This is a genomic window from Flavobacterium sp. 3HN19-14 (genome assembly GCF_051373205.1).
GTDB lineage: Bacteria > Bacteroidota > Bacteroidia > Flavobacteriales > Flavobacteriaceae > Flavobacterium.
This window is the reverse complement of the sequence record NZ_JBPPZT010000001.1, coordinates 541,483-562,777: the sequence shown is the minus strand read 5'-3', so window position 1 is coordinate 562,777 and position 21,295 is coordinate 541,483. Positions and strand designations below refer to the sequence as shown.

The following is a 21,295-nucleotide window of genomic DNA, read 5'->3' as shown; positions in this document are numbered from 1 at the left end:
GTTGCGCTGGAACTGCAGCAAAAAATTTTGCGAGCCAAATGTAAGGATTTCCCCGAAAAAACAACCATAGAATGTTGACTACAAGCCAGTAATGGTAAGGGATTAGCGATGTTTTGATTAATTTTCGATACAATTAAAATGTAAGATTTACAGCCTAAATGACTGGAGGCTAACACACTACTTCAATTTCTGAATGTCGTTTTTCAATGCAAAAAATGCAGCAATTTATTTTTATAAAATAGCCTAACTTTGTGTAAAGCCAAAACCTGATCATGCTCGAAAATTTCACTTTTTGCCTCGCCCTCGTCGTTATCATCGTTTTGTTGATCATGCTCGCGAACAAGATAAAAGTCGCTTATCCGATTTTGCTCGTTGTCGCCGGTCTGCTTATTGGATTCATTCCGGGTGTGCCCAATCTTCATATCGAACCCGAATTGATTTTCATCATCTTCCTGCCGCCGTTATTATACGAAGCGGCCTGGTCGATTTCGTGGAAAGAACTCTGGAAATGGCGCCGCGTAATCGGCAGTTTTGCTTTTGTCGTGGTATTCCTGACAGCATTGGCAGTCGCCTATGTCGCCAATTATTTCATTCCGGGATTTTCTCTCGCGTTAGGATTTTTGCTCGGCGGCATCGTTTCGCCACCCGATGCGGTAAGTGCCGGCGCGATTTTGAAATTTGTAAGAGTGCCGCGCACAATCAAATCGATTCTCGAAGGCGAAAGCCTGCTCAACGACGCTTCATCGCTCATTATTTTCCGTTTTGCATTGATTGCCGTCGCCACCGGACAATTCGTTTAGGCCGATGCGACGCTGAATTTTTTGTGGATGATTGTCGGCGGTATCGCGATCGGATTACTGGTCGGGCTCGTTTTCAAAAAACTCCACAAGTATTTGCCGACTGACGCCAATATGGATATCGTACTTTCGATTGTGACGCCTTACCTGATGTATATCCTTGCGGAAGAAGCCCACAGTTCCGGTGTTCTGGCGGTAGTCAGCGGCGGATTATTGCTTTCTGTACACCGGCATTCTTTCCTGAGCAGTACTTCGCGAATTCGTGGGTATAACGTTTGGGAAAGCCTGAGTTTTATTTTGAACGGATTGGTTTTTGTCATGATCGGACTGGCGCTTCCTGAAATTTCTGCCGGGCTTGAAGGCGTCAGCATCAATACCGCTATCGGCTACGGACTTTTGATTACCGGCGTTTTGGTTGTCGGAAGAATATTATCTGCCTATGGAGCGGTGCTGGTAACGCTGGTTGCCCGCAATTTCATCACCGTCGCCGATACGAGAAATCCCGGTGCACGAGGGCCTTTTATTTTGGGCTGGGCGGGAATGCGCGGTGTGGTGTCTCTGGCAGCGGCACTTTCGATTCCGGCTACGCTCGAAGACGGGTCGCCGTTTCCGCAACGAAACCTCATCTTATTCATCACATTTGTGGTCATTTTCGTGACATTGCTGGCACAGGGATTGACGCTTCCGTACATCATCAGGAAACTGAAACTGCACAATCCGCCGCAGCGGCATACAGATGAGGAAATTCATGCCATCATCAATAAAAGTCTGGCAGACATTGCACTTAAAAATATCGAAGAAAATCACAAGGATAAAGTACACACACTTACTTTCCTCCAGCAAATGATGGCGAAATGGCAGGCGGGAAGCAGCCAGGCAGAAGAAAATAAAATGACCGACGAAATCATGACCATTTACCGTAATATTTTAGAATTGCAGCGGCAGTGGCTCATCCAGAAAAACAAAACCTACGAACTGCTCGATGAGGAAATCATCCGCAGGCATTTGCATCGCATTGATATGGAGGAGGAGCGGTTGCGGTTGTTGTAGCTGATATTGCGTCATTTTCACGCCGTCACTTCGAGTGATTCTAATAAATAAGCGCCAGTTTTTTTATTAGAATTGTATCGGGAAGCCTCAAATCATCAATTAAACGAAGCCCGAAACTCCAAAGGCGAAACCCGCACCTTACTCTTAAACAATTTACTAAACGACTGCGGATGTTCAAATCCCAATCGATAAGCAATTTCTGTCACCGATAAATCTGTAGTCGATAATTTCTCCTTAGCCTTTTCAAGCAATTTTTCATGAATATGCTGTTGCGTGCTTTGCCCAGTAAGCGTTTTGAGCAAGCTGCCGAGATAGCCTGCGGATACATGCAGCGATTCCGCAATAAACTGAACAGTCGGCAATCCTTTTATAATCAGGTTTTCATCGTTGAAATAATCCTCGAGTAAATTTTCCATCTGTTCAAGAAGCTGATGGTTGGCAATTTTCCGCGTAATGAATTGCCGCTGGAAAAACCGCTGCGCATAATTCAGCAATGTCTCAATCTGAGAAATGATAATGCCCTGGCTGAATGCATCGATGTTGCTGTGGTATTCCTGACGGATGTTGGCGATGATGCTGTTTAGCGTAATTTCTTCTTTTCCCGAAAGGAACAACGCTTCATTGACCGAATAACCGAAAAAATCATATTGCTTTATAGTTTTAGCCAACGCCGAATTCCATAAAAAATCAGGATGAACGAGCAGCACCCAACCGGAACGTTCTTCGGCGGAGTGGGCGTCGGGCTCGATGCGGAATACCTGTCCAGGCGCAATAAAAAACATCACGCCTTCATCGAAATCATATTTCTGCTGCCCGTATTTGAGTTTAGCACCGATGCCGCGTTTGACGGAAATAAAATAGAAATCCATTACCCAATTCACTTCGCTGATGTCGGCCGGACGCTGGATGCCGGCATAATCAATGATGCTGATCAACGGATGTTCCGGCGCAGGCAATCCACGCAATTGACGGTATTCGCTGATACTGGTTACTCTTTGTGTTTTCATGGAATTTCTTACTATTCTTCCGCAGCATAAGCTTCGGCAAACGCCTTTGCAAAGGTAGCCAATTTAACTTTCCCAATTCCGGACGGTGTTTGTCATAGTCTTCGTAAAGCTGGCCGTTACCTTGATTGCGTTGCATTTCGACAAATCCTCTGGCAACCTGTTCATTGAAACCAATAGCCAGCCAGTTATTGAGCAATTGTTCGTCTGAAACGACTTTCCATTCTAAATCCGGTTTTCCAATGGCTTCACCAAGCATTTTCGCAACTTCGTTTGGCGAGGCTTCATCGCTGGCTACATACCTGACGGTTTTTCCATCAAACGGCTTGTCGATTTCTTCAGCAATTACCTCAGCAATATCCAATGGCGAAACCCAGGGTTCTTTCGTATTGCCGCCATAATTTGAAATGATGCTTCCCTGCCTTTTGATGGTCGGAATAAACTGAATAAATTGATGTAAAACCCAACCGGACGGATGAATTTTATCGCAACATCGTCAGGCAATTGGCGCAACAAAGCTTCTACCTTGTGATGAAAAATTAAAATCCCGGTGCCTTGATCCGTATGCGCGCCGACGCTGCTGAGGTGTACGACTTTTTCACACCCGATTGTTCTACGGCATATTTGTAATTGCGTCCGATTTGTTCAATGGCTGCGATAAAATCAACGTTTTTGTCGAACATATCGCCTACGGCTTCCATGGTCTCCATGAGGTAAACGATGTCTGCGCCTTTGAAAGTTGCTGCAAGAAATTCAGCATCCTGCAACGTGCCGATGGCTGCTTTTGCACCTAATTTTTCAATGTCCTGTTGTCTTTCCGGATTACTGCTGATGATGGTTACAGCATGTCCTTTTGCTGTTAATGACGCGGCAAGCGGCTTTCCGATGTTGCCGAGTGAGCCTGTTAATACGATTTTCATTTTTAATAGTTTTTGATGTAACAAAGTTAGGTTAGGGTTGAGGCGGGAGTTGTAGTTGAATCGGGGTTTGTTGTAGTAGGAATTTGGAATAGGATGTTTTTGAAATTGTGAGTTCATAGGTTATATGCGTCGTCACTTCGAGTGATTTTAATAAAAATGCGTAAACTTTTTATTAAAATTGTATCGAGAAGCCACCTCCAACAACATGATCCCTATGCCCGATGGCTGTGACAAACCTTATTCAATTTCTTAACCTGGTTCAACGTATTTCGGAATATTTTACCTGAACTTTGTATACAGTTAATCAACATAATACACACCACAACCATGGAAATAGGAATAGACAGTTTCGCCTCTGCCCTTTATGGCAATAAAAATGAACTAACCCCCGTAACAGCAATGGAGCAGTTGCTTCAAAGAATTGAATTTGCCGATGCCTCTGGCCTCGATGTTTTCGGTATCGGAGAACACCACAAAAAAGAATTTTTAGATTCCGCCACCGCGGTAATCCTGAGTGCAGCGGCCGCGAGGACAAAAACGATAAAACTCGCAAGCGCCGTAACGGTTTTAAGCGCTGCCGATCCTGTGCGCGTTTACCAAAGTTTCGCTACACTCGATTTAATCTCGAAAGGTCGTGCAGAGATTGTTGTGGGTCGCGGCTCTTCGATTGAGGCATATCCGCTGTTCGGTTTCAGCCTGAACGATTACGACGCGCTGTTCAGGGAAAAGCTCGATTTGCTGCTCAAAATCCGCGACAATGAATTCGTGAGCTGGTTAGGAAAATTCCGCCCGGCGTTAGATAATCTTCCTGTCTATCCGCGCGCTTTGCAGGAAAAATTACCGGTGTGGCTTGGCGTTGGCGGAACGCCTGAATCCTTCGCAAGGGCAGGTGCATTGGGATTGCCGTTAATGGTTGCCGTCATCGGAGGCGAAACACACCGTTTCCGACCACTCATCGACCTGTATCGCGAGGCCGGAAAAGAAGCCGGCTTTAGTCCAGATGAATTAAAAGTTGGCCTGCATTCGCCAGGCTACGTCGGAAACACAACAGAACAGGCAATAACCGAATATTATCCTGGCTACGCAGAAATGTGGACGAAATTAGGCCGTGAACGCGGATGGCCAGCCGTAACAAAAACGCAATTCGACAGCTTGATCGCACCACGCGGCGTCCTGGTCGTGGGCCGAACCGAACAGGTGGCAGAAAAAATCCTGCGACACAGCGAAGCGTTGGGCGGTATTTCGAGATTCACGTTCCAGATGGATAACGCCGGACTTACACATACACAGTTGATGAACGCGATTGAGTTGATTGGGGCGAAAGTAATGCCGTTGATTAAGGCTTCAAAATAAGACGTCAAATCCATTCAAATTTTTTTAGAGATGACAATAAATTAATGCTCCTTTGAATAACTTTTGCCCGTAGTGAACCCCCTGCGTCAGTTCGAGTTGAGTGAAAGATTTGCGGCAGCTAATCTTTGCATTTGAAATTAAAAGGAGGGCAGCCAGTGGCTGCCAGGTAAACTAACCGCAATTTATAAGAGTCTTGTATCGAGAACCCTTGAATGCAATGACAAATTTTTGGTTAATAAAGGTATAAATCAAAATGCTACCTTTGTTTCTATATGAATGCCTTCACAATACAACCCGACAGCACCATTGCTGAATTTGTCAAAGAAATATTGGTCTTCGAGGATTTGGCAGCAACTGGAGACAGCACACTGCCGTTTTTTGCCGATGGCTATCCCGGATTGCTCTTTAACGAAACACAAGGCGGGCTGACGGTCAGTCCCCAAAATAAATTGATGCCATCGCTGTTCCTGTACGGGCAGACGCTTCATCCGGTGGAGTTGCACATCCGTGGCGCTTACAAGCTGGTTGTTTTTCAACTGTATCCTTTTGTCATCGAAAGCTTTTTCAATATCGATCCCAAAACGCTCAATGATGGCTGTTTCGACCTGTCCACAATACCTGATGGCGCAACAACTGAAACGGAATTACAGATGAACAGCCAGTTGGAATTCTGCATTGCCCGCATCACCGCTTTTCTGCTCAGCATTTTCGAACTGAAAAAGAAAAAACTCGATTTGCCGGTCCGAACGGCCATCGCGATAATCCTTGATGCTAACGGGCAAATGACCAATGGAGAGTTGTGCGGTGCACTGCATATTACGGAACGTACGCTGGAGCGCAGGTTCACAAAAGCCGTCGGGCTTTCGCCGAAACAATTCTCACAGGTAATCCGTTTTCAGCAATCATTGGAGCAGCTTACTTCAGGAGATTATGAGACGCTTTCCGATATTGTTTACGCCAACGGATTCTCGACCAATCCCATTTTATCAGGGTTTTCAAGGCTTACACTGGTAAGACGCCGAAGGCTTTCGGGTAAACACCCAATCTATTTTGTCGGTTTTATTCTATTTTCAAGGGTGGCGCGCATTCTAATTTTGCCTTGTCGCATTAGGTAATGGTGCGATAACTAGCGCTAATCCTTAACTTCTAAAACCGAATATATGGAAAATCCAACGCATTTCAACACCGCGCTCATCATACAACTGACGGCTGCCACCCTGAGCGGACTCGTAGCGGGACTGCTCTACGGCTACCAATGCTCCGTAAACGGCGGACTCGCGCAACTGCCCGACAGGCAATACCTGCAGGCTTTTCAATCCATCAACGAAGTCATTCAGAATCCGTACTTCTTTTTGAGTTTTATGGGTAGTTTGCTGGCACTTGCGGCAGCAACATGGCAAAGCCATACCCAAAATCCGGGCGCATTTTCGTGGCTGTTGGCGGCATTTTTGATTTATGGCGTCGGGGTTTTCGGAATCACCATAGTTGGCAACGTACCACTGAATGAGCAGCTGGCAAATTTTCCAGTAGTAACGGCGACAGCATCCGAAGCGGCATCGATGAGAAAGGCGTTTGAACAGCCTTGGAATACCTATCACCACATCCGCACTTTCGCCGCCATCATCGCATTTGTATTGACTTTAGTATCCCTGCTTAAACAGTCGAAGCTATGAGAAGGTTAGCGATTTGGGTAGTGGTACTTTCATGCATTTTGTTATTCGGATGTGCCAAAAAGGTATACGCAACCAATGGCGAAACCATATACAAAACCGGAAGAAATCTTAACGGTGACAGGTTGCTTGACCGCAGTGCATCGACAATTCCGTTTGTGCACAGTTGTATTGCATGCCACGGGCGCAAAGGCAACAGGATGGAAAGTGTGTCGGTACAATTCCGTTATCTTTCAGATCCCGCCAATTTCAAGGTGTCATATAACGACAGCCTGTTTTTCAGGTTTCTTGACCATGATCTCAAAAGCGACGGGCAGAAAGCTAATATCGGTGTAATCTGGAAAATGAGCGATGGTGATAAGAAAGATCTTTTGGATTATTTGAAGCAACTTTAAAAGTCTTTGTCATTGCGAGCCGCAGGCGTGGCACCCGATTGCAGCGAACTGAGCGTAAGCTAATCTCTTTCGGCTACCGCAAACGCTCTAGCAACCCTTTCCTTTTCACAATATTTTTATAATCCCACTGAATATCCCTTGCCTTTTTAAGCCAAATTATCAACTCCGCAGGATTAATTTCGGATAAATCATTATAAAAAACAGAAGCGTCTTTAAATTTTTCACCTTTGACATTTAAGCCTTTTTCCTCAAAATCGGCACCGCTCCAGAACATCAGCCTGATACCGGGTTTTTGTTTGCTGTAGCCGACAATTGGATTTCCTTCAATAAACCACACAGGATGCGCGTGCCAGATTTTGCTTTCGGCTTCGTGTAATTCGGTGTTGATGAGTTTGGCAAGTTGGTTGCAGATTTTTTCGTCTTCAGAACTTCGTATAGCGTTGTATTGGTTGATTGTTGCGTTGAGTTCCATGAGTTAGAATGGTTGTATTATGAAGTTAAAGATAGTTAATTTATTCACTATTCTTTCTTGAGTCGTCGGTCAATGAATTCGGGTTTTTACGTCACAAAAATAAACAAGTTTTATGCGATTGTAGAAATTGGAACTTTATTTATATTTTAGCACTACCAAATCCCCAAGACAAATGGCTGTAAAAAACAAATATGTAGACTTTATATCAGATGAACACTTTTTGGCTTGCATCAAAAATTTGCATAATTCATATATAAAGGCAAAGAACTCGGTCAAAAAAAAGAAATTATATAAAAACAAAGTCGATACTATTAAGTTGACTTTTGATTCCAAGTTTAACGAGATTGACCAAGAGAGTTTAGTGAGCGCTGAGATCATTCGTCAAATAGATAAAACCATTAATAATTTTATTGGTACTTTTCATGAAGAAGTATTGGGAGGGATAAAGGGCTATGAAAAAGGCGCGAACAGTGGATACGATATTAAGGCAAAGGATGACACGATATTCGCAGACATTAAGAACAAGCATAATACGATGAACAGTAGCTCGGCGGAAAGCTTATTTCAAAAGCTTGCAAAATATGCTGACACACATAAAAAGGCAAAATGCTACTGGGTTCAAATTTTAGCAAAGAAAAGCTTCAATACGCTTTGGAGCGGAATAATAAACGGTAAGGAATACAGTCATTCACGCGTATATAGAATTTCTGGCGACCAATTTTATGGCCTTTTGACGGGACAAGAAGATGCGCTTTTCAAGTTGTATAAGGCTTTGCCGGTAGCAATTGATGATTACCTTCAAACTATAGAAAAAGGTGCCGCATCGATTGAACATTCGGCTCTCTCTGAGATCAGAGAAGGTATTTTAAAATCAAAAAGGGCAATCCTTGATGAGATAACTTATGATAATTACAAAGATTATCTAGGCTTCGATAAGCTGTAATAGGCATTTAAGAACTTAACTAGAGCATACCCAACTTCCTTACCCAAATTCACTGGGACTGCATTTCCAATCTGCTTATATTGATGTGCGACAGAGCCTTGAAATTTCCATTCGTCAGGAAAAGTCTGTATCCTTGCATATTCCCTAACCGTGAATGGCCTGGTCTTCATCCGGATGGCATCGCTCCGTTTGCTTTTGTGCAGGGCTGCATGTCAATGTTAGCGATGGTTCATCCCAACCAATCCTTCGCGCCATACCCGTTTTCCCGCCTCCTAAATAGAAGCTGGCTCCCATAAATTCTTTCTGTATTTCAACTGGCAAATCCCTCCAATAGCCTTTCGGTGGCACCAGATCCAAAACTTCTTTTTTGCTGTTTGGATATTTCGAGCCCTCTGATTTTGGGACGTCAGTATTATATAAAGCCCCCTTTTTTAGCGCGTCCGATAAGTTATAGATTTTCTTATACGGCATAGGATATTCAAATTTCAACTCAATATCTTTTCTTATGCCTACTAAAATAAGGCGTTCCCTTTTTTGAGGGACGTTAAAATTAACCGCTTTCAATATTTGAACAGGCATTACATTATAACCTATTTCATCTAGTATCGAGATCATACCCTGTATAGTTTTGCCGCCGTCATGATTTAGCAGTCCTTTCACGTTTTCACCAACACAAACCGCTGGCCTAACCTCGTTTACTACACGTGCAAACTCATAGAATAAAGTACCCCTCGCATCCTCAAAACCAAGTCGTTTCCCGGCATAACTAAAGGATTGGCAGGGGAACCCCCTGTAACGATATCTACTTTGTCCTTATGCTGCTCAAAACTAAATGATTTTATATCACCTTCAAGCACATTCCAATTTGGACGGTTTGCGCGTAATGTGGCACAGGCATATTTGTCAATTTCATTTAGGGCCACACATTTAATGCCCGCCTTTTCTAAGCCAATAGCTAAGCCTCCAGCACCTGCAAATAGTTCCAAAACAGAGTATTCATTTTCTGGTTCAATATAGTTTGAAACAGATTCTTCCAGATCATTGGAGTAAAACTCTAAAAAAGGTAACAAGTCCTCTTTTCGATATACCCTATAATTACTCATAGGCTCACGTACAGCAGGCAATTTACCTTCATTGTCCCACATTCTTAAGGTCTTTTTGGTCTTTCCTAATAATTCAGAAGCTTCATTCAAGGAGTAATAATCTTTCATAACCATGTTACACAACATTAAACATTGGTTACAAATATATTTAATTAAAAACTGATAAAAAAGCGTTTTACTTTTTAGTTTCAGTTTTTTTATTGCTATAAAGTTCAGGGAATGGGGAATCCAAGTAATTGATTTTTTTCTTCGAATCTATAAGTCCTTTTTCGATAATGCGTACTGTGGAATAAAGGTTCTTTTGAACATCATTACTCCAAAAACGGAGGACAATCCAGCCCTTAGAGGTAAGATAGGTATTAACCTGAAAATCCCTTTCTCTATTTCGCTCTATTTTTTTCTGCCAAAACTCAGCATTGTTCTTCGGGCGTTTCTCTGTAAGGTGCCAATCTTTACCATGAAAAAATTCGCTGTCTACAAATATTGCAATTTTATACTTTTTAAAAGCTAAATCAGGGGTGCCAAAGATGCCCTTATTGTGCTTTCTGTAACGATGCCCACGATGCCATAACGCTTTAGCAAGCAATACTTCAGATTTGGTATTCTTGCTTTTTATTGAAGCCATTATTTTGCTTCGCTTTTCTTTAGTGAATTTGTCCATTGTATTGCCTAGGTGGGTGAGAAGCTGAATGGCGGACACCTTTTTTAAAAGGTTTATTTGATAAAGTTAGGGAAATCGACGAAATACGGTTGTTTATAAAATCTTAAAGTTTAATAGCAGATTGTAGCAATTGAAGTAGCTAATCTGAGCCAAATTTTATTAATTGAAGGCCTTGACAACGCAACACATCTGATACAGTTAAAGCTAATCCAATGGCAAATATTTACAATATGTGTCATTACTCGAAAAAGGAAAAAGTTTGTGGCGAGAAGAGATAATGACAGGTAGAAAATTAATATTTTATACTTTTTAAGGATTAGTCTCAGCTAATCTGTTTTCCAATGCATCTAAGTTTTTTTGATGCTTAAAAATATCCCGTCTAATTTTCTTACATAACGCTTCGTCGAAAGTTATTCCTCCTTCTTTATATTTGAAATATTCGCGCCCTTGATCATCAACCAAAAGATTTGCGTGAGCAAACTTATTTCTAATAGAAATAATTTCTTCTTTATAATCAGCCGAAAAATCTGTGACCTCGCCGATAGCATCGATAATTTGTTTTAAAGTTTGAATTTTGTAGTCTGAACTAAAAACAAATGTATCTTTAGTCAATTCTTTGAATTTCGATTTCTCTTTACAAGTATTTACAAAACCAGCTTTAGTACTATAAAGTTCTAAAAGTTGGTCGTATATTGATTCTGCTAAATCCTTGAAATTAATATTGTCCCTGTTTAAAGACCCAAGAATTAAATCAAGCATTTTTGAGTCTAACAAGCTTGTCTCATGCATTATCATTCCTCTCATAGCAACTATGTGGTGGAATTTCCTAATTGTCAAATCGATTAACTTCTTAACTTCAGCTATAATTGTTTCTTGATGTGTTGCGGATTTTCCGTTTGTCTCTAGAAAAGAAACTCTACTTATTTTATGGGTATCGGTTAATTCAGCTTTAGCGGTATAAAACAATATCTCTGTAAAAATTGACCTTTCAGGTTTGCGAATTTCGTTAATTATATCAGCCCCACTTAGATTATTGAGGTGATAATCAGTAAGTATTAAATCGTAAGAATCATTTAATTTGCCTAAAAAATCATCCTCGTCTGATGTTGTAATTATTGTTGGAAGAAATCCTTCAGAAATCAAGTGTTGCTCAATTTCTAAAATAACATCATCTTCAATAAACGCATTCATTTCATTGTCAAGCCACAAAATTTTATAATCAATTTTCATATAGAGTTATTTTAAATGTTGTACCCTGATTAATTTGAGAAAAAGCTTCTATAGTGCCACCAAGCCTTTTAACTATGTCTTCAATGTGATGTAGCCCAATTCCTGAACCATTAGTAGTAGTATATCCAAATTTGAAAATCTCTTTTATTCTGATATTTTCAATTCCTACACCATTGTCTATAATTTCAAAAATTATACTTTTATTCTCTTTAGTTAATCTAAAAGTAAGTTTTGAAGATTTTGCTTTTTCGGAATTTTGGATAAAATTGTCAATTAAGGTTGATATTTCTAATGGCCTGAACTCGACTACAAATTTCAAATCCTTTTCAAAATCAATTGTAATATCTTTAATTTCTGAATCAATAATTTTAGATTCTTCCGAAGTATAAATTTCTTCAATATATTCTTTTAAATATGCAACTAAGTCAGTAGTAATCTCCGTTGCCTGAAGATTGAAGTTAGCCTTAGTCACAAATTTTGCTATTGCATTAATTTTTGACGCTTCGAGAGAAATAACCGATAAATGCTTTTTAGTTTTATCATCTAATTGAGAATCTGGAAGATGTTGAAGCAACAATTTTATATTTCTAGAAATCCTACTCGATGAGTGATATATTTGATGTTGTAAACCAATTATTCGTTCTTTATCAGTCCCAATTAAAGCACCCTGAAATGCGCCTTTTCTTTTTTCTGCTTCTAATGCTTCTTCAGCATTACGTTTTTCTTCCTCAGCCTCAGCTTGTTTCCTTTCTGCATCTTGTCTTTCTGCTTCTGCCTTGGCTCTTGCCTTTTCCTCTTCCTCAAGTCGAATTTCAATACGTCCTTTTTCTAGAAGTAATTCATTATACCTTTTTTCTAAATCATTGTCAGTATCGTTAATAAGTGATGCATCAACATAAGGGGAAACAATATTAAAAAGAGATTTTAAATCATCTCTTGAAATATCAATTCTATCTAAAAATATAGAAATTTCATGAGGAGTCAGATTTTTTCCTTTTAGCTTTTCTGCAATTTCTTCGATTTCGTGCCGAATCCTGAGTGTATGTTCTTCAATCAAATCGGAAACAAAATTTTCATTAATTCGTAATCGAATTATATCCTCACTTTTTGCATCAATAATATTTTTTATGATTTGAAGGATTCTTCTATTTCGAGTCAATGAATCTTCAGCAAATACTTCTTGAGATTCATCCCAGTCAGGATTATTTACTTCATTGATATCTTTATCTACTGCAATAGCATCCCACTTTATACCTTCAACAACAAATCGCTCAAGCCTTCTAAAAATTTTCCAATAGTATCCATAAGGGCTATCGCTTTTTGTTAATTGATTGAAGTAATCATTGTTGACAACACCAGAACGACTTGAAATTACCTTGAAATTTTCTTCCTCATCTTCAATCTCTATCCTTCCAATAATTTCGCGAGTTCCTAAATACCTATTATATCCCTGACTTTTTCTTTTCTCTATACTGAGCCAATCATCTCCACTATCACCATAAGGAGGTACCCTGAATCCATTTATAAATAAAAATATCGAGCCAAAATCTACAGAACGTATGCCTGTCTGTTTTGTAAAATACATTTTTGAATATTGACTCAAATAATAAATAAAAACCCTTATGTTTTTAAGTAAAGGAAATTTGTTTTTTTCCACTAATGTAAATATGGAATTACCTCTATCTACAAGAACAGTTATAATATGTTTTCCATCACGGCTTATTTTGGATTGGATGCTTGTAACCTTAAAGCTTAATTTCTCGAAAATTCGATTACTTACATTACCATTAATCTTTTCATAATCTTCAAAATCTTTTTCAAAGCTAAGGAATTCTTCAGCAAGAAGTTTTATTATAAAGGTTGAAGATTTAAAACTTTGATTTGGATTAATTAACCTTTCAAGCTGTCGCTTTAATGACAATATTTTACCGTGATTCCAATTCTCGCGTAATGACGTAATTTCTAAGATTGTTCCCTCCTTAAAAGGTTTGAAACCTGAAACATTTTCAAAATCTGCATTAGAAATTTCAATAGTTTCTAAATCGATATCTTGAATATTCAAATCGATATCGTTATTGATTTCGAACCATTCCCAATCGATAAAAAGTTTTGTGTAATTTCTGTCTTTCTGTTTAGTGTAAATTGTGAGAAATCGCCCTAGTCGGTCACAAGAAAACCTTCCTACTCCTTTATTTCCAGCTAATATTCGCCCATATTCTTCTCTTTTCTCTTTTTTTCTGAATATGCAATATTCAGCCATTTATTAACCAGGTCATACTCGGACATTCCTTTCCCTTTGTCGGAAATGATAAGCTTAGGAGAATAGATTTTATCGTTTGTAGTAAGATAATCAATGTTGGGAAATAGGTTCTTGAATTCAATTTCAACTGTATTTGACCCAGCATCAAAAGAATTTTTAACCAATTCTAAGACTGCAATATTATCATCGGTAATTAAGTCTTTGCCAATTATACTTTTTAATAAAACATTCGTCCTAAAATTTACTTTTGCCATTATTTATACGAGTGCTTTGAGGATTAATCCACTTTGCTCGCTGAATAGCGGTGGAATAGCATTTCCAATTTGGGTATACCTTGGAACTTCCTGAGTTCTACGTTTACCGCCAGTAGTATATTTTCCTTGAAAAATGTATGAATCCGGAAAACTTTGTATTCTGGCATATTCTCTAACAGTTAAAATTCTTGGTTCAAGATAATGGATATAGTCGTCAGGTAAAGTTGTTATGGTGGGAGACTTATCGTTTCCGTTTAACGGGATGATTGTATGTTTTTTAATATTATATTTTTCTCTAAATTGCTTACTCAAATCAAGGTTTCTTCTGTCCGTTGATTCATCAAGTATTATTTGGAATCTTTGAATAGTTTTTGGAAGATGTTTCGGAAAACGATGACTATCCGCAATTTCCCCAATAACATCTTTTCGCATCATTTCTTGATAAACACTTTTGGGCTTGCAATAAATTCCAGCCTGAAAACTTTTAGTATCAGGCGACTCTTTAGATCCATTCTCCTTTAATAAATCAGAAATAGCATCTTCTAGATTTGTTGAGGTTTCTAGACCTTTGTCTTTCAAAAAAGAAAATCTTTGTTGTTCAAGTAAGATAAAAAACGAATCAATCTTAATTTGTGAAGCAGCCTTAATGTTTTTTCTAATTCCAACTAAAATAAAACGTGTTCTTTTTTGAGGTACGCCATAGTCACCGAAATTAACTAATTGACCCTTTACGTAATATCCCGCATCGTCAAGTTTTTGTGTTACGACTGAGGAATAAGCTACACCTTTTTCCTTATTTTTTTTGAACTCCATAGTAAACCCCTTTACATTCTCAAAAAATATAATTTTTGGTTGTACAAGGTTTACAAAATTTATGTAGGAGTTTATAAGGTCGTTTCGAAAATCATTTTCATTTCTCCTTCCTGCCATGCTGAAGCCTTGGCAAGGTGGCTACTCCCGCAATCATGGTGACTTTTCCTTTAAGTTTTTTAAGTTGAGGTTTATAATGGTCAAGCACCTCATTTATTTCAAGTTCTTTTTCAGGTAGCCATGCTGGCCAATCGAAGTGCTCTTTGTTGTCAATAAGGTTATATTTTAATGTTTTGAAAGCATCAGGGCTTTTTTCAATTGCAAAGACACCTTGCCATCCAGATTGATGCAAGCCTAGCGACAAACCTCCACAACCTGCAAAAAGGTCAATGTAATTTAATTTTTTTTTCATAAAAAATATAGTTATACAAAACTATAATTAATTTTTATGATTAAAAAAAATTAAGGGCAATAATATAATGCAAAAATATAATGATTGCAAAAAATATTTTGCGATATTCAAGGAATTTTTATTTCGTAACCATAATTTGGATACAACCCTTTAATTTTTGCTTGATAAATGTGCTCCAGAAAAACCCTTTTATGTATTGTTATATAATCAAATCTAAACATAAAATTAATTATAGAGGTATAATCCAAGCCAAATTGATGGGCATTACCACATATTTAATCATTCAGGTAAAAATTTCTCAGGCCAAAAATCTTTTGGCGAGCAATCAAATATTTCAGCGATCTTATTCAGATGATTAATATTATACTTGGCTCTTTTAGATGGGGCCTCAACATGTGATATAAAACTATCATTCATATCTAATTTTTGTGAGAGTTCTAATTGCGATAAATCACGCTCTTTACGCATTTGCTTGATTTTCTCGATTATATGTTGCTCAATCTTAGTCATGATGTTTTATATTACTTACAAAGAGCAAGCTATTACGCTAAATTATCAATGGCACATGTACCATATTAATATTTATTTACTATATTTGTATCGAATAATATAAATTTGCGATACTTCATAAAAATATTGAAGCATTCGCTTTGAATCTCGTTTTTGAAAACTGGTAATTTACGCACACGAGATGATAAGTAGACTGCTCACGCTAATGGCGTGGGCTCACTTATTCGTGTGCAGGGTATACCAGTACCTCAAAAGCGAATAAGCTGAGTTCCACGTCTATTTTTTTTACTCCTCTTTCCATTCAAAGCCGCTTCCCAAAAGCATCGCAGTGTAACACTTAACCACATGCGCCTATGACAAACCAGCTTTAATCTGAAAGAGGTTCTTCACCCCGTTATTATTAAAAAGGGACCTGTATAAAATCCATTGTTTCATTTAATCTTTTTTAATCATGACAATTTTTAGTACCGATCCCGGAACACACCCGCAGGCCAAAGCAATCGAAAACGTGACCAAAGACATCCTGTCCTACAGCAATCCCGATGCAATTTATTGCGCAACTAACACAATCGAAGGCGGCCCCGAACTGCTATTTTCAATTTTTATCGAAAAGGAAAGCCTGCCTTTAAAGGATACGCTGGAGACCATCATCAGCAAAACATTCGCCACATATCCGAACTTTGGCTACAGGCTCTTCTGGCGCAACAAAGCCGGAATAATGTCTTGCGACAACCTCTACATCATCCGCCACTGCAAACCGGACAATTGCATTCACAGCGCCGAAGGCAGCACTTTTTTAGACGGCATAACCGACTTGGGGCGATTGCTAAAGCGTTCCAAAAAGCATTTCCGCAAAGCCATGGCCAAAGCCGCCATTTACAGCAATGATATCGACCGCAGCATCAGCAAAGATGATTGGGGCGCAGCGGCATACATGCTGCACAAAACCTTCCTGCTGCTGTTCCACACGGCATCAAAATTTATAATGGGGAACGGTCTCGTCCAAAAGCGTCGCGGCACAACAGCAGTACATTGCCGCATTCGCACCATCACTCGGCAGCACATTTGATATGAAATTGGCAGCAGACAAAGTTTTACTCGAATGGCTCGACGATGATTATTGGCGCTATAAAAGGGCGGTGTCAGCCACACTAAGCCAAACCGATATCGAAAAATTAAAACTAAAGGCCGCCTCGCTCAAAGCAGAAGTGCAACGGATGTTCAATCAGGTCATTTCAGAATGTGAGCCGACAACTCCCGGAAATGTTTCCACAACAACGCCAGATAGTAACAATGGGTTACCCCAAACTACAATCGTCGATAAACTTACCGATGAACTCATACACGTAGGGAAGTTGATTACAGGATATATCAGCACCTCCGCCATTTATTGTTTCGGGCAGCGCACCGAGACAAAGACAAACGATTTTCCGTTGAGTAGTCAGCAGGAATCAGGCGCATACACCCACTATTATCTTTTGGTGATTACCGAAGAAAACAAAACCAATGCTATAGCAGATCTCGAAAATCTTGTCACGAACCAAAACCAAAGGGCGTTGTCGCGTAACGGTATTACTGCACAAGGTAATCGCACTGCGGCAGCGCACCGGCCACCAGCTGTTTTTCTTCCATCAGGTAGTGACCAAAGGCTTGTTAATGTACGAAGGTAACCTGCCGCCCGACTTTAATTTCAATCCGGTACCATACCGAAATGTGAGGTCTTCAAAAACCTACTGGAAAAACCGCCTCGCCATTGCCGATACCTTCATCGAAAGCCAATACCAGATTGACCGCAGCGACGGGGTATTGGTCAAAGAAACCATGCTGCACATCGCCGTCGAACAGTTGTGCCTCGGCATGATCGATGTCTTTATGGGCTACCGCCCGACACACCATTCGCTGGCCTACCTGTTCGACCTGTGCGAAAGCTTTTCACCGCTCACAGCTGCCATATTCCCAAGAACCACAGACGAAGACCGCAAGCTGTTCGGCCTCCTCGGTGCCCACCTGAGCGCCATGCGCCACGCCGAACTGCAATACCGCAGCTGGATCTACACCGAAATGCTCGAGAACCGCTGCGCCGAATTTTTAGAGAAAGCAACTCTTGCCGTAGAAACCGAGCTCGAAAACCTCGAACATGAAACTATAAAATGAACAAAGATGAACGACTGCAAAACCATTGAAGAACTCAGGGAACGCCTCCCCATATATTTTAAGTAACCTGAAAAAGTAGAAGGCAAAGACCACTACCACTGCAAAATTGCAGTAAACAATTACATCGACAAGATGCACATCGCCCAGACCCTAATCAGGCTATGCGCTGTAGCAACACACTACGACAGCCAAAAAATCTCACCATTGCTGCGCAACCGCACCATCGATATCAACCGCATGCTCGAGCTCGCCTTACAATTCATGCCCACCGACATCGATGAACTCGCAGATGAATTACTAATGTTATTAGAACGCAGGAACTAGCGACAATAAAATATCATACAATTGTAACAGGTAATAAACATTTCAAACATTACCTGTTGCTTTGTATAATTAGATCAGAATCTAGTTATTAACCCTATAGTATTTTACAACGACACACGCCTCAAAATCCCACCAATCCCCAATCAATGAGCCAAAAGCCCATAGAAATGCGCAAGTGGGGGTACCCACTCGCCGCCGTCCCTGAAAAAATGAAACGGTACCGAAGAACAACCGCTATCGCATATCCCAAAGACATTACACCCCCGCAATCCCACAAAAGCTTCGTTTCATTTCAGGGACAAGGTGTTAGTGGGTCGCTGAGCGTTTCAGGGCTAGACCTTTTTGGTACTTTTTGGGGCAATGCCAAAAAGTACACACAACCCAATCAACACAACGTTTTCACAATCCAATACCCACAATCTACGCCTCAAAATCCCACCAATCCCCAATCAACACAACGTTTCCACAATCCAATACCCACAATCCGCGCCTCACATCCCACCAATCTAATCTCCCAATTAACGAGGACAGGACACAGTCCCAGACCGTTGCTTCTTACTTGCATGTTACTTGCTAGATAGTTGCTTATAGGTTGCATAAAAAGATTATGTAAAATAAAACCACCTTGCGTTATTAATCGCCGCATCAAAGGCATAGATAAAGCGTACATAATGCCTATCGAATGCGTTATGTTAAAATTTACTACCTCATGTTCAATAACCATTTGAACCCCCCACATTTAACCCTCCCTTAAGATTCCAATCAACCCTTTCCGCTACCTTTGTAAAAAATTCACCCTAATGAAAAAACTACACCTGGCGCTGTTATGCGCCGTTATCACCATTTCAGGTTCGTCGACTATGTTTGCCCTGGGCCATAACGGGCCATGCACTTGTTGCAGAAGTTGCTTTCCAGTACCTTGATCCTGCGACAAAAAGAATGTAATGCAATACCTCGACGGTATGAGCATCGAAGACGCCGCCAACTGGATGGACGCCATCAAGAGTGACCATGCCAACGATTATATGAAGCCTTTTCATTATATCGACATTGAAAAAGGCTCGAAACAAATGCCCGCTGGCGACAATATCATTACAGTACTCGACAGGACGCTCCGAGAACTGGATAACAAAAAGACCTTGTCAAAAGACGAGATTAAAACCAGGATATTGTTCCTGTTCCACCTCATTGGTGATTTGCACCAACCGTTGCACGTTGGTTATCCCGGAGATAAGGGTGGCAACGACGTCAAAATTTTGTTTAACGGCCATCCTTCGAACCTGCACTCGGTTTGGGATACCGAAATCATCGAAAATAAGAATATGGTCTTGGAGGATTTGCTGAAAGTCAATATCTATAACAAAGAAGAACTTGCAGCAAAACAAAAAATAGATGTTATCGCATGGGCAGCACAAACAAGAGGATTCCTCAAGAACACTTATGAAATCCGCGACAGTAAAATCAACGATTTTTATATCGATGCAAACGCAAAAATCATCAAACAGCAACTACTCGATGCCGGAATCAGGCTGGCGGCCGTACTTGAGCATTATTTTAAGGAAGATATTTAAAAACTGTCCTGATTTGTTGCGCTCCAGTGAGTTTATTTCGCATTTGCTGCATAGATTTTAATGGCCATAATCTTGCTGCGTTAAAAACTATTATCCCTTAAAAACATTTGCACCAAATTAAAAATAGTGGTAATATTGCACCTCTCAACCGTGCCGTATAGCTCAGTTGGTTAGAGTCCCTGACTCATAATCAGGTTGTCCTTGGTTCGAGCCCAAGTGGACCACGCTTAAAATCAAAGCCTTACAGCAATGTAGGGCTTTTTTGTTGAAATATCCGGAGCGAAGCGCTTCCAAAAAGCCAAAGCTACAGGCGTTTCAAAAGCAAAGCATTTCCAATTACGAAATCTCCTGACAAAGTTCAATCAAAACCCCATTCGTGCTTTTCGGATGCAAAAATGCCACGAGTTTATTATCAGCGCCTTTCTTCGGCGTTTCGTTTAAAACGGTAAAACCTTCAGCCTTCAGCCTTGCGATTTCCGAAATGATATCCGTCACATCGAAAGCAATATGATGGATGCCCTCGCCTTTCTTTTCAAGGAATTTGGCAATCGGACTCTCGGGATTTGTAGCTTCAAGCAATTCAATCTTATTCGGCCCGTTCATAAAAAACGAAGTATTGACGCCTTCACTTTCGACGGTTTCAGTTTTGTAAGGCGGCGCGCCGAATAGTTTTTCGAAAAGCGCGTTGGAAGTTTCAAGGTTTTTGACGGCGATGCCGAGGTGTTCTATCTTATTCATGGTGCAGACTGGGTTTAGGGTTCAGGGTCTTGGCCGGGAGTTCCAATACAAATATAGAAATAATCGACAAACGGAAAGTCAATCAAAAAAACCTCGAAAAGCCGAAATAGCAAAGCAATAGAATGAGGCACTTGCGTTTAAAATTAAACAACAAATATCCTGTTGTTACAGTCCTGAACCCTAAACCTAGTACGCCGCACCGACTCAAAATCTACAGTCCTGAACCTTGAACCCAATATCCTGAACCACATTTTTTCCTTACCTTTGCCCCATGGAAACCAACAGACAGAAAAAAATAGGCGGCGTCCTCCAAAAAGACCTCGTAGATATCCTTCAGGGTGAGATCAGGAAAAACGGCATCACCAACCTCGTGATTTCGGTATCGAAAGTCAGCGTAACAACCGATTTGTCGGTCGCGACCGTACACCTGAGCATTTTCCCGCAGGACAAGGCAGCCGAAACACTGGCCGCCATCAAAACCAATACCGCACTGATCAAGCATGACCTCGCGCAACGCGTAAAATTGCAATTGCGAAAAGTGCCGAACCTTACTTTCTACATCGACGATTCACTCGACTATATCGAGAAAATCGACAACGCCCTTTCGGCAAAAGAAAACCCGATTGAAAACCGCGATTTACTAGAACGCAGAAAGAAATCCTGA

General features: G+C 40.5%; 23 protein-coding genes and 2 pseudogenes. 12 read left to right on the top strand and 13 right to left on the bottom strand.

Translation table 11 applies throughout. From position 1 onward, the window contains the following. Positions 1-272 precede the first annotated feature (272 nt). Positions 273-1,847, top strand: a pseudogene (locus ACSLFW_RS02885) (Na+/H+ antiporter). 95 nt (positions 1,848-1,942) lie between these two features. Here the strand turns inward: ACSLFW_RS02885 and ACSLFW_RS02880 are convergent. The 3 genes from ACSLFW_RS02880 to ACSLFW_RS02870 form a co-directional block, all read right to left on the bottom strand. After that, positions 1,943-2,854 carry a helix-turn-helix domain-containing protein gene (locus ACSLFW_RS02880; protein ID WP_436554567.1) on the bottom strand — a complete coding sequence of 304 codons (912 nt, stop codon included), beginning with the start codon at positions 2,852-2,854 and terminating at the stop codon, positions 1,943-1,945. Next, positions 2,766-3,215, bottom strand: coding sequence for a hypothetical protein (locus ACSLFW_RS02875; RefSeq protein WP_436554566.1), 450 nt, complete (start codon positions 3,213-3,215; stop codon positions 2,766-2,768). Before ACSLFW_RS02875 ends, ACSLFW_RS02880 begins: the two co-directional genes overlap by 89 nt. Before the next feature lie 175 nt (positions 3,216-3,390). After that, complete coding sequence (locus ACSLFW_RS02870) at positions 3,391-3,771, bottom strand: SDR family oxidoreductase (protein WP_436554565.1); 381 nt, start codon at positions 3,769-3,771, stop codon at positions 3,391-3,393. 327 nt (positions 3,772-4,098) lie between these two features. Here ACSLFW_RS02870 and ACSLFW_RS02865 point away from each other — a divergent pair, with 327 nt between their 5' ends. From ACSLFW_RS02865 to ACSLFW_RS02850, 4 genes are all read left to right on the top strand, one after another. Continuing rightward, positions 4,099-5,124 (top strand): LLM class flavin-dependent oxidoreductase, encoded by a 1,026-nt coding sequence (locus tag ACSLFW_RS02865; protein WP_436554564.1) that lies wholly within the window; start codon positions 4,099-4,101, stop codon positions 5,122-5,124. A gap of 272 nt (positions 5,125-5,396) precedes the next feature. Further along, positions 5,397-6,239: a DUF6597 domain-containing transcriptional factor gene (locus ACSLFW_RS02860; RefSeq protein WP_436554563.1), complete on the top strand. Its 843-nt coding sequence runs from the start codon at positions 5,397-5,399 to the stop codon at positions 6,237-6,239. A gap of 45 nt (positions 6,240-6,284) precedes the next feature. Next, positions 6,285-6,797 (top strand): DUF1772 domain-containing protein, encoded by a 513-nt coding sequence (locus tag ACSLFW_RS02855; RefSeq protein ID WP_436554562.1) that lies wholly within the window; start codon positions 6,285-6,287, stop codon positions 6,795-6,797. Further along, positions 6,794-7,189 carry a hypothetical protein gene (locus ACSLFW_RS02850; RefSeq protein ID WP_436554561.1) on the top strand — a complete coding sequence of 132 codons (396 nt, stop codon included), beginning with the start codon at positions 6,794-6,796 and terminating at the stop codon, positions 7,187-7,189. The genes ACSLFW_RS02855 and ACSLFW_RS02850 overlap by 4 nt, the downstream gene beginning before the upstream one ends. A gap of 73 nt (positions 7,190-7,262) precedes the next feature. Here the strand turns inward: ACSLFW_RS02850 and ACSLFW_RS02845 are convergent, their stop codons facing one another. Beyond that, positions 7,263-7,661 (bottom strand): DUF1801 domain-containing protein, encoded by a 399-nt coding sequence (locus ACSLFW_RS02845; RefSeq protein WP_436554560.1) that lies wholly within the window; start codon positions 7,659-7,661, stop codon positions 7,263-7,265. Between the two features lie 172 nt (positions 7,662-7,833). Here ACSLFW_RS02845 and ACSLFW_RS02840 point away from each other — a divergent pair, with 172 nt between their 5' ends. After that, the gene (locus ACSLFW_RS02840) at positions 7,834-8,604 is read left to right on the top strand and encodes an Eco47II family restriction endonuclease (protein ID WP_436554559.1); all 771 of its coding nucleotides are present in this window, start codon (positions 7,834-7,836) and stop codon (positions 8,602-8,604) included. Here the strand turns inward: ACSLFW_RS02840 and dcm are convergent. From dcm to ACSLFW_RS02800, 8 genes and pseudogenes are all read right to left on the bottom strand, one after another. Beyond that, positions 8,580-9,821 (bottom strand): annotated as a pseudogene (dcm, locus tag ACSLFW_RS02835) (DNA (cytosine-5-)-methyltransferase). The gene ACSLFW_RS02840 and the pseudogene dcm overlap by 25 nt on opposite strands. Positions 9,822-9,882: 61 nt before the next feature. After that, positions 9,883-10,407 (bottom strand): very short patch repair endonuclease, encoded by a 525-nt coding sequence (locus ACSLFW_RS02830; RefSeq protein ID WP_436554558.1) that lies wholly within the window; start codon positions 10,405-10,407, stop codon positions 9,883-9,885. A gap of 270 nt (positions 10,408-10,677) precedes the next feature. After that, positions 10,678-11,598, bottom strand: a complete 921-nt coding sequence (locus tag ACSLFW_RS02825) for a response regulator (protein WP_436554557.1) — start codon at positions 11,596-11,598, stop codon at positions 10,678-10,680. After that, entirely contained in the window at positions 11,588-13,858 is a 2,271-nt protein-coding gene (locus ACSLFW_RS02820; RefSeq protein WP_436554556.1) for an ATP-binding protein, read from the bottom strand. The genes ACSLFW_RS02825 and ACSLFW_RS02820 overlap by 11 nt, the downstream gene beginning before the upstream one ends. Continuing rightward, entirely contained in the window at positions 13,798-14,112 is a 315-nt protein-coding gene (locus ACSLFW_RS02815) for an ATP-binding protein (RefSeq protein WP_436554555.1), read from the bottom strand. Before ACSLFW_RS02815 ends, ACSLFW_RS02820 begins: the two co-directional genes overlap by 61 nt. A gap of 3 nt (positions 14,113-14,115) precedes the next feature. Beyond that, positions 14,116-15,042: a DNA cytosine methyltransferase gene (locus ACSLFW_RS02810; protein WP_436554554.1), complete on the bottom strand. Its 927-nt coding sequence runs from the start codon at positions 15,040-15,042 to the stop codon at positions 14,116-14,118. After that, positions 15,023-15,334, bottom strand: coding sequence for a DNA cytosine methyltransferase (locus ACSLFW_RS02805; protein WP_436554553.1), 312 nt, complete (start codon positions 15,332-15,334; stop codon positions 15,023-15,025). Before ACSLFW_RS02805 ends, ACSLFW_RS02810 begins: the two co-directional genes overlap by 20 nt. A 279-nt stretch (positions 15,335-15,613) precedes the next feature. Next, positions 15,614-15,844: a helix-turn-helix domain-containing protein gene (locus ACSLFW_RS02800; protein ID WP_436554552.1), complete on the bottom strand. Its 231-nt coding sequence runs from the start codon at positions 15,842-15,844 to the stop codon at positions 15,614-15,616. Positions 15,845-16,295: 451 nt separating this feature from the next. Between ACSLFW_RS02800 and ACSLFW_RS02795 the strand changes: the two genes are divergently transcribed. The 5 genes from ACSLFW_RS02795 (at position 16,296) to ACSLFW_RS02775 (ending at position 19,893) form a co-directional block, all read left to right on the top strand. Then, positions 16,296-16,913 carry a hypothetical protein gene (locus ACSLFW_RS02795; RefSeq protein ID WP_436554551.1) on the top strand — a complete coding sequence of 206 codons (618 nt, stop codon included), beginning with the start codon at positions 16,296-16,298 and terminating at the stop codon, positions 16,911-16,913. Position 16,914: 1 nt separating this feature from the next. Then, positions 16,915-17,514 (top strand): hypothetical protein, encoded by a 600-nt coding sequence (locus ACSLFW_RS02790; RefSeq protein WP_436554550.1) that lies wholly within the window; start codon positions 16,915-16,917, stop codon positions 17,512-17,514. Further along, a complete protein-coding gene (locus ACSLFW_RS02785) occupies positions 17,501-17,998 on the top strand; it encodes a hypothetical protein (protein ID WP_436554549.1) in 498 nt (165 codons plus the stop codon). Before ACSLFW_RS02790 ends, ACSLFW_RS02785 begins: the two co-directional genes overlap by 14 nt. 132 nt (positions 17,999-18,130) lie before the next feature. Next, entirely contained in the window at positions 18,131-18,322 is a 192-nt protein-coding gene (locus ACSLFW_RS02780) for a hypothetical protein (protein ID WP_436554548.1), read from the top strand. A 944-nt stretch (positions 18,323-19,266) separates the two neighbouring features. Further along, entirely contained in the window at positions 19,267-19,893 is a 627-nt protein-coding gene (locus ACSLFW_RS02775; RefSeq protein WP_436554547.1) for a S1/P1 nuclease, read from the top strand. Positions 19,894-20,229: 336 nt separating this feature from the next. Here the strand turns inward: ACSLFW_RS02775 and mce are convergent, their stop codons facing one another. Next, the gene (gene mce / locus ACSLFW_RS02770; protein WP_436554546.1) at positions 20,230-20,631 is read right to left on the bottom strand and encodes a methylmalonyl-CoA epimerase; all 402 of its coding nucleotides are present in this window, start codon (positions 20,629-20,631) and stop codon (positions 20,230-20,232) included. A gap of 271 nt (positions 20,632-20,902) precedes the next feature. Here mce and rbfA point away from each other — a divergent pair, with 271 nt between their 5' ends. Beyond that, entirely contained in the window at positions 20,903-21,295 is a 393-nt protein-coding gene (gene rbfA, locus ACSLFW_RS02765) for a 30S ribosome-binding factor RbfA (RefSeq protein WP_436554545.1), read from the top strand.

Excerpts from the sequence above, each read along its gene's own strand:
- ACSLFW_RS02810 (WP_436554554.1), bottom strand. The coding sequence starts at position 15,042 with ATGGCAGGAAGGAGAAATGAAAATGATTTTCGAAACGACCTTATAAAC.
- ACSLFW_RS02815 (WP_436554555.1), bottom strand. The coding sequence starts at position 14,112 with ATGGCAAAAGTAAATTTTAGGACGAATGTTTTATTAAAAAGTATAATT.
- ACSLFW_RS02790 (WP_436554550.1), top strand. The coding sequence starts at position 16,915 with ATGAAATTGGCAGCAGACAAAGTTTTACTCGAATGGCTCGACGATGAT.
- ACSLFW_RS02775 (WP_436554547.1), top strand. The coding sequence starts at position 19,267 with ATGCAATACCTCGACGGTATGAGCATCGAAGACGCCGCCAACTGGATG.
- ACSLFW_RS02780 (WP_436554548.1), top strand. The coding sequence starts at position 18,131 with ATGCACATCGCCCAGACCCTAATCAGGCTATGCGCTGTAGCAACACAC.
- ACSLFW_RS02860 (WP_436554563.1), top strand. The coding sequence starts at position 5,397 with ATGAATGCCTTCACAATACAACCCGACAGCACCATTGCTGAATTTGTC.
- ACSLFW_RS02825 (WP_436554557.1), bottom strand. The coding sequence starts at position 11,598 with ATGAAAATTGATTATAAAATTTTGTGGCTTGACAATGAAATGAATGCG.
- ACSLFW_RS02865 (WP_436554564.1), top strand. The coding sequence starts at position 4,099 with ATGGAAATAGGAATAGACAGTTTCGCCTCTGCCCTTTATGGCAATAAA.
- ACSLFW_RS02880 (WP_436554567.1), bottom strand. The coding sequence starts at position 2,854 with ATGAAAACACAAAGAGTAACCAGTATCAGCGAATACCGTCAATTGCGT.
- ACSLFW_RS02820 (WP_436554556.1), bottom strand. The coding sequence starts at position 13,858 with ATGGCTGAATATTGCATATTCAGAAAAAAAGAGAAAAGAGAAGAATAT.
- ACSLFW_RS02800 (WP_436554552.1), bottom strand. The coding sequence starts at position 15,844 with ATGACTAAGATTGAGCAACATATAATCGAGAAAATCAAGCAAATGCGT.
- ACSLFW_RS02805 (WP_436554553.1), bottom strand. The coding sequence starts at position 15,334 with ATGAAAAAAAAATTAAATTACATTGACCTTTTTGCAGGTTGTGGAGGT.
- ACSLFW_RS02855 (WP_436554562.1), top strand. The coding sequence starts at position 6,285 with ATGGAAAATCCAACGCATTTCAACACCGCGCTCATCATACAACTGACG.
- ACSLFW_RS02795 (WP_436554551.1), top strand. The coding sequence starts at position 16,296 with ATGACAATTTTTAGTACCGATCCCGGAACACACCCGCAGGCCAAAGCA.
- ACSLFW_RS02840 (WP_436554559.1), top strand. The coding sequence starts at position 7,834 with ATGGCTGTAAAAAACAAATATGTAGACTTTATATCAGATGAACACTTT.
- ACSLFW_RS02845 (WP_436554560.1), bottom strand. The coding sequence starts at position 7,661 with ATGGAACTCAACGCAACAATCAACCAATACAACGCTATACGAAGTTCT.
- ACSLFW_RS02850 (WP_436554561.1), top strand. The coding sequence starts at position 6,794 with ATGAGAAGGTTAGCGATTTGGGTAGTGGTACTTTCATGCATTTTGTTA.
- ACSLFW_RS02785 (WP_436554549.1), top strand. The coding sequence starts at position 17,501 with ATGTACGAAGGTAACCTGCCGCCCGACTTTAATTTCAATCCGGTACCA.
- ACSLFW_RS02870 (WP_436554565.1), bottom strand. The coding sequence starts at position 3,771 with ATGAAAATCGTATTAACAGGCTCACTCGGCAACATCGGAAAGCCGCTT.
- rbfA (WP_436554545.1), top strand. The coding sequence starts at position 20,903 with ATGGAAACCAACAGACAGAAAAAAATAGGCGGCGTCCTCCAAAAAGAC.
- mce (WP_436554546.1), bottom strand. The coding sequence starts at position 20,631 with ATGAATAAGATAGAACACCTCGGCATCGCCGTCAAAAACCTTGAAACT.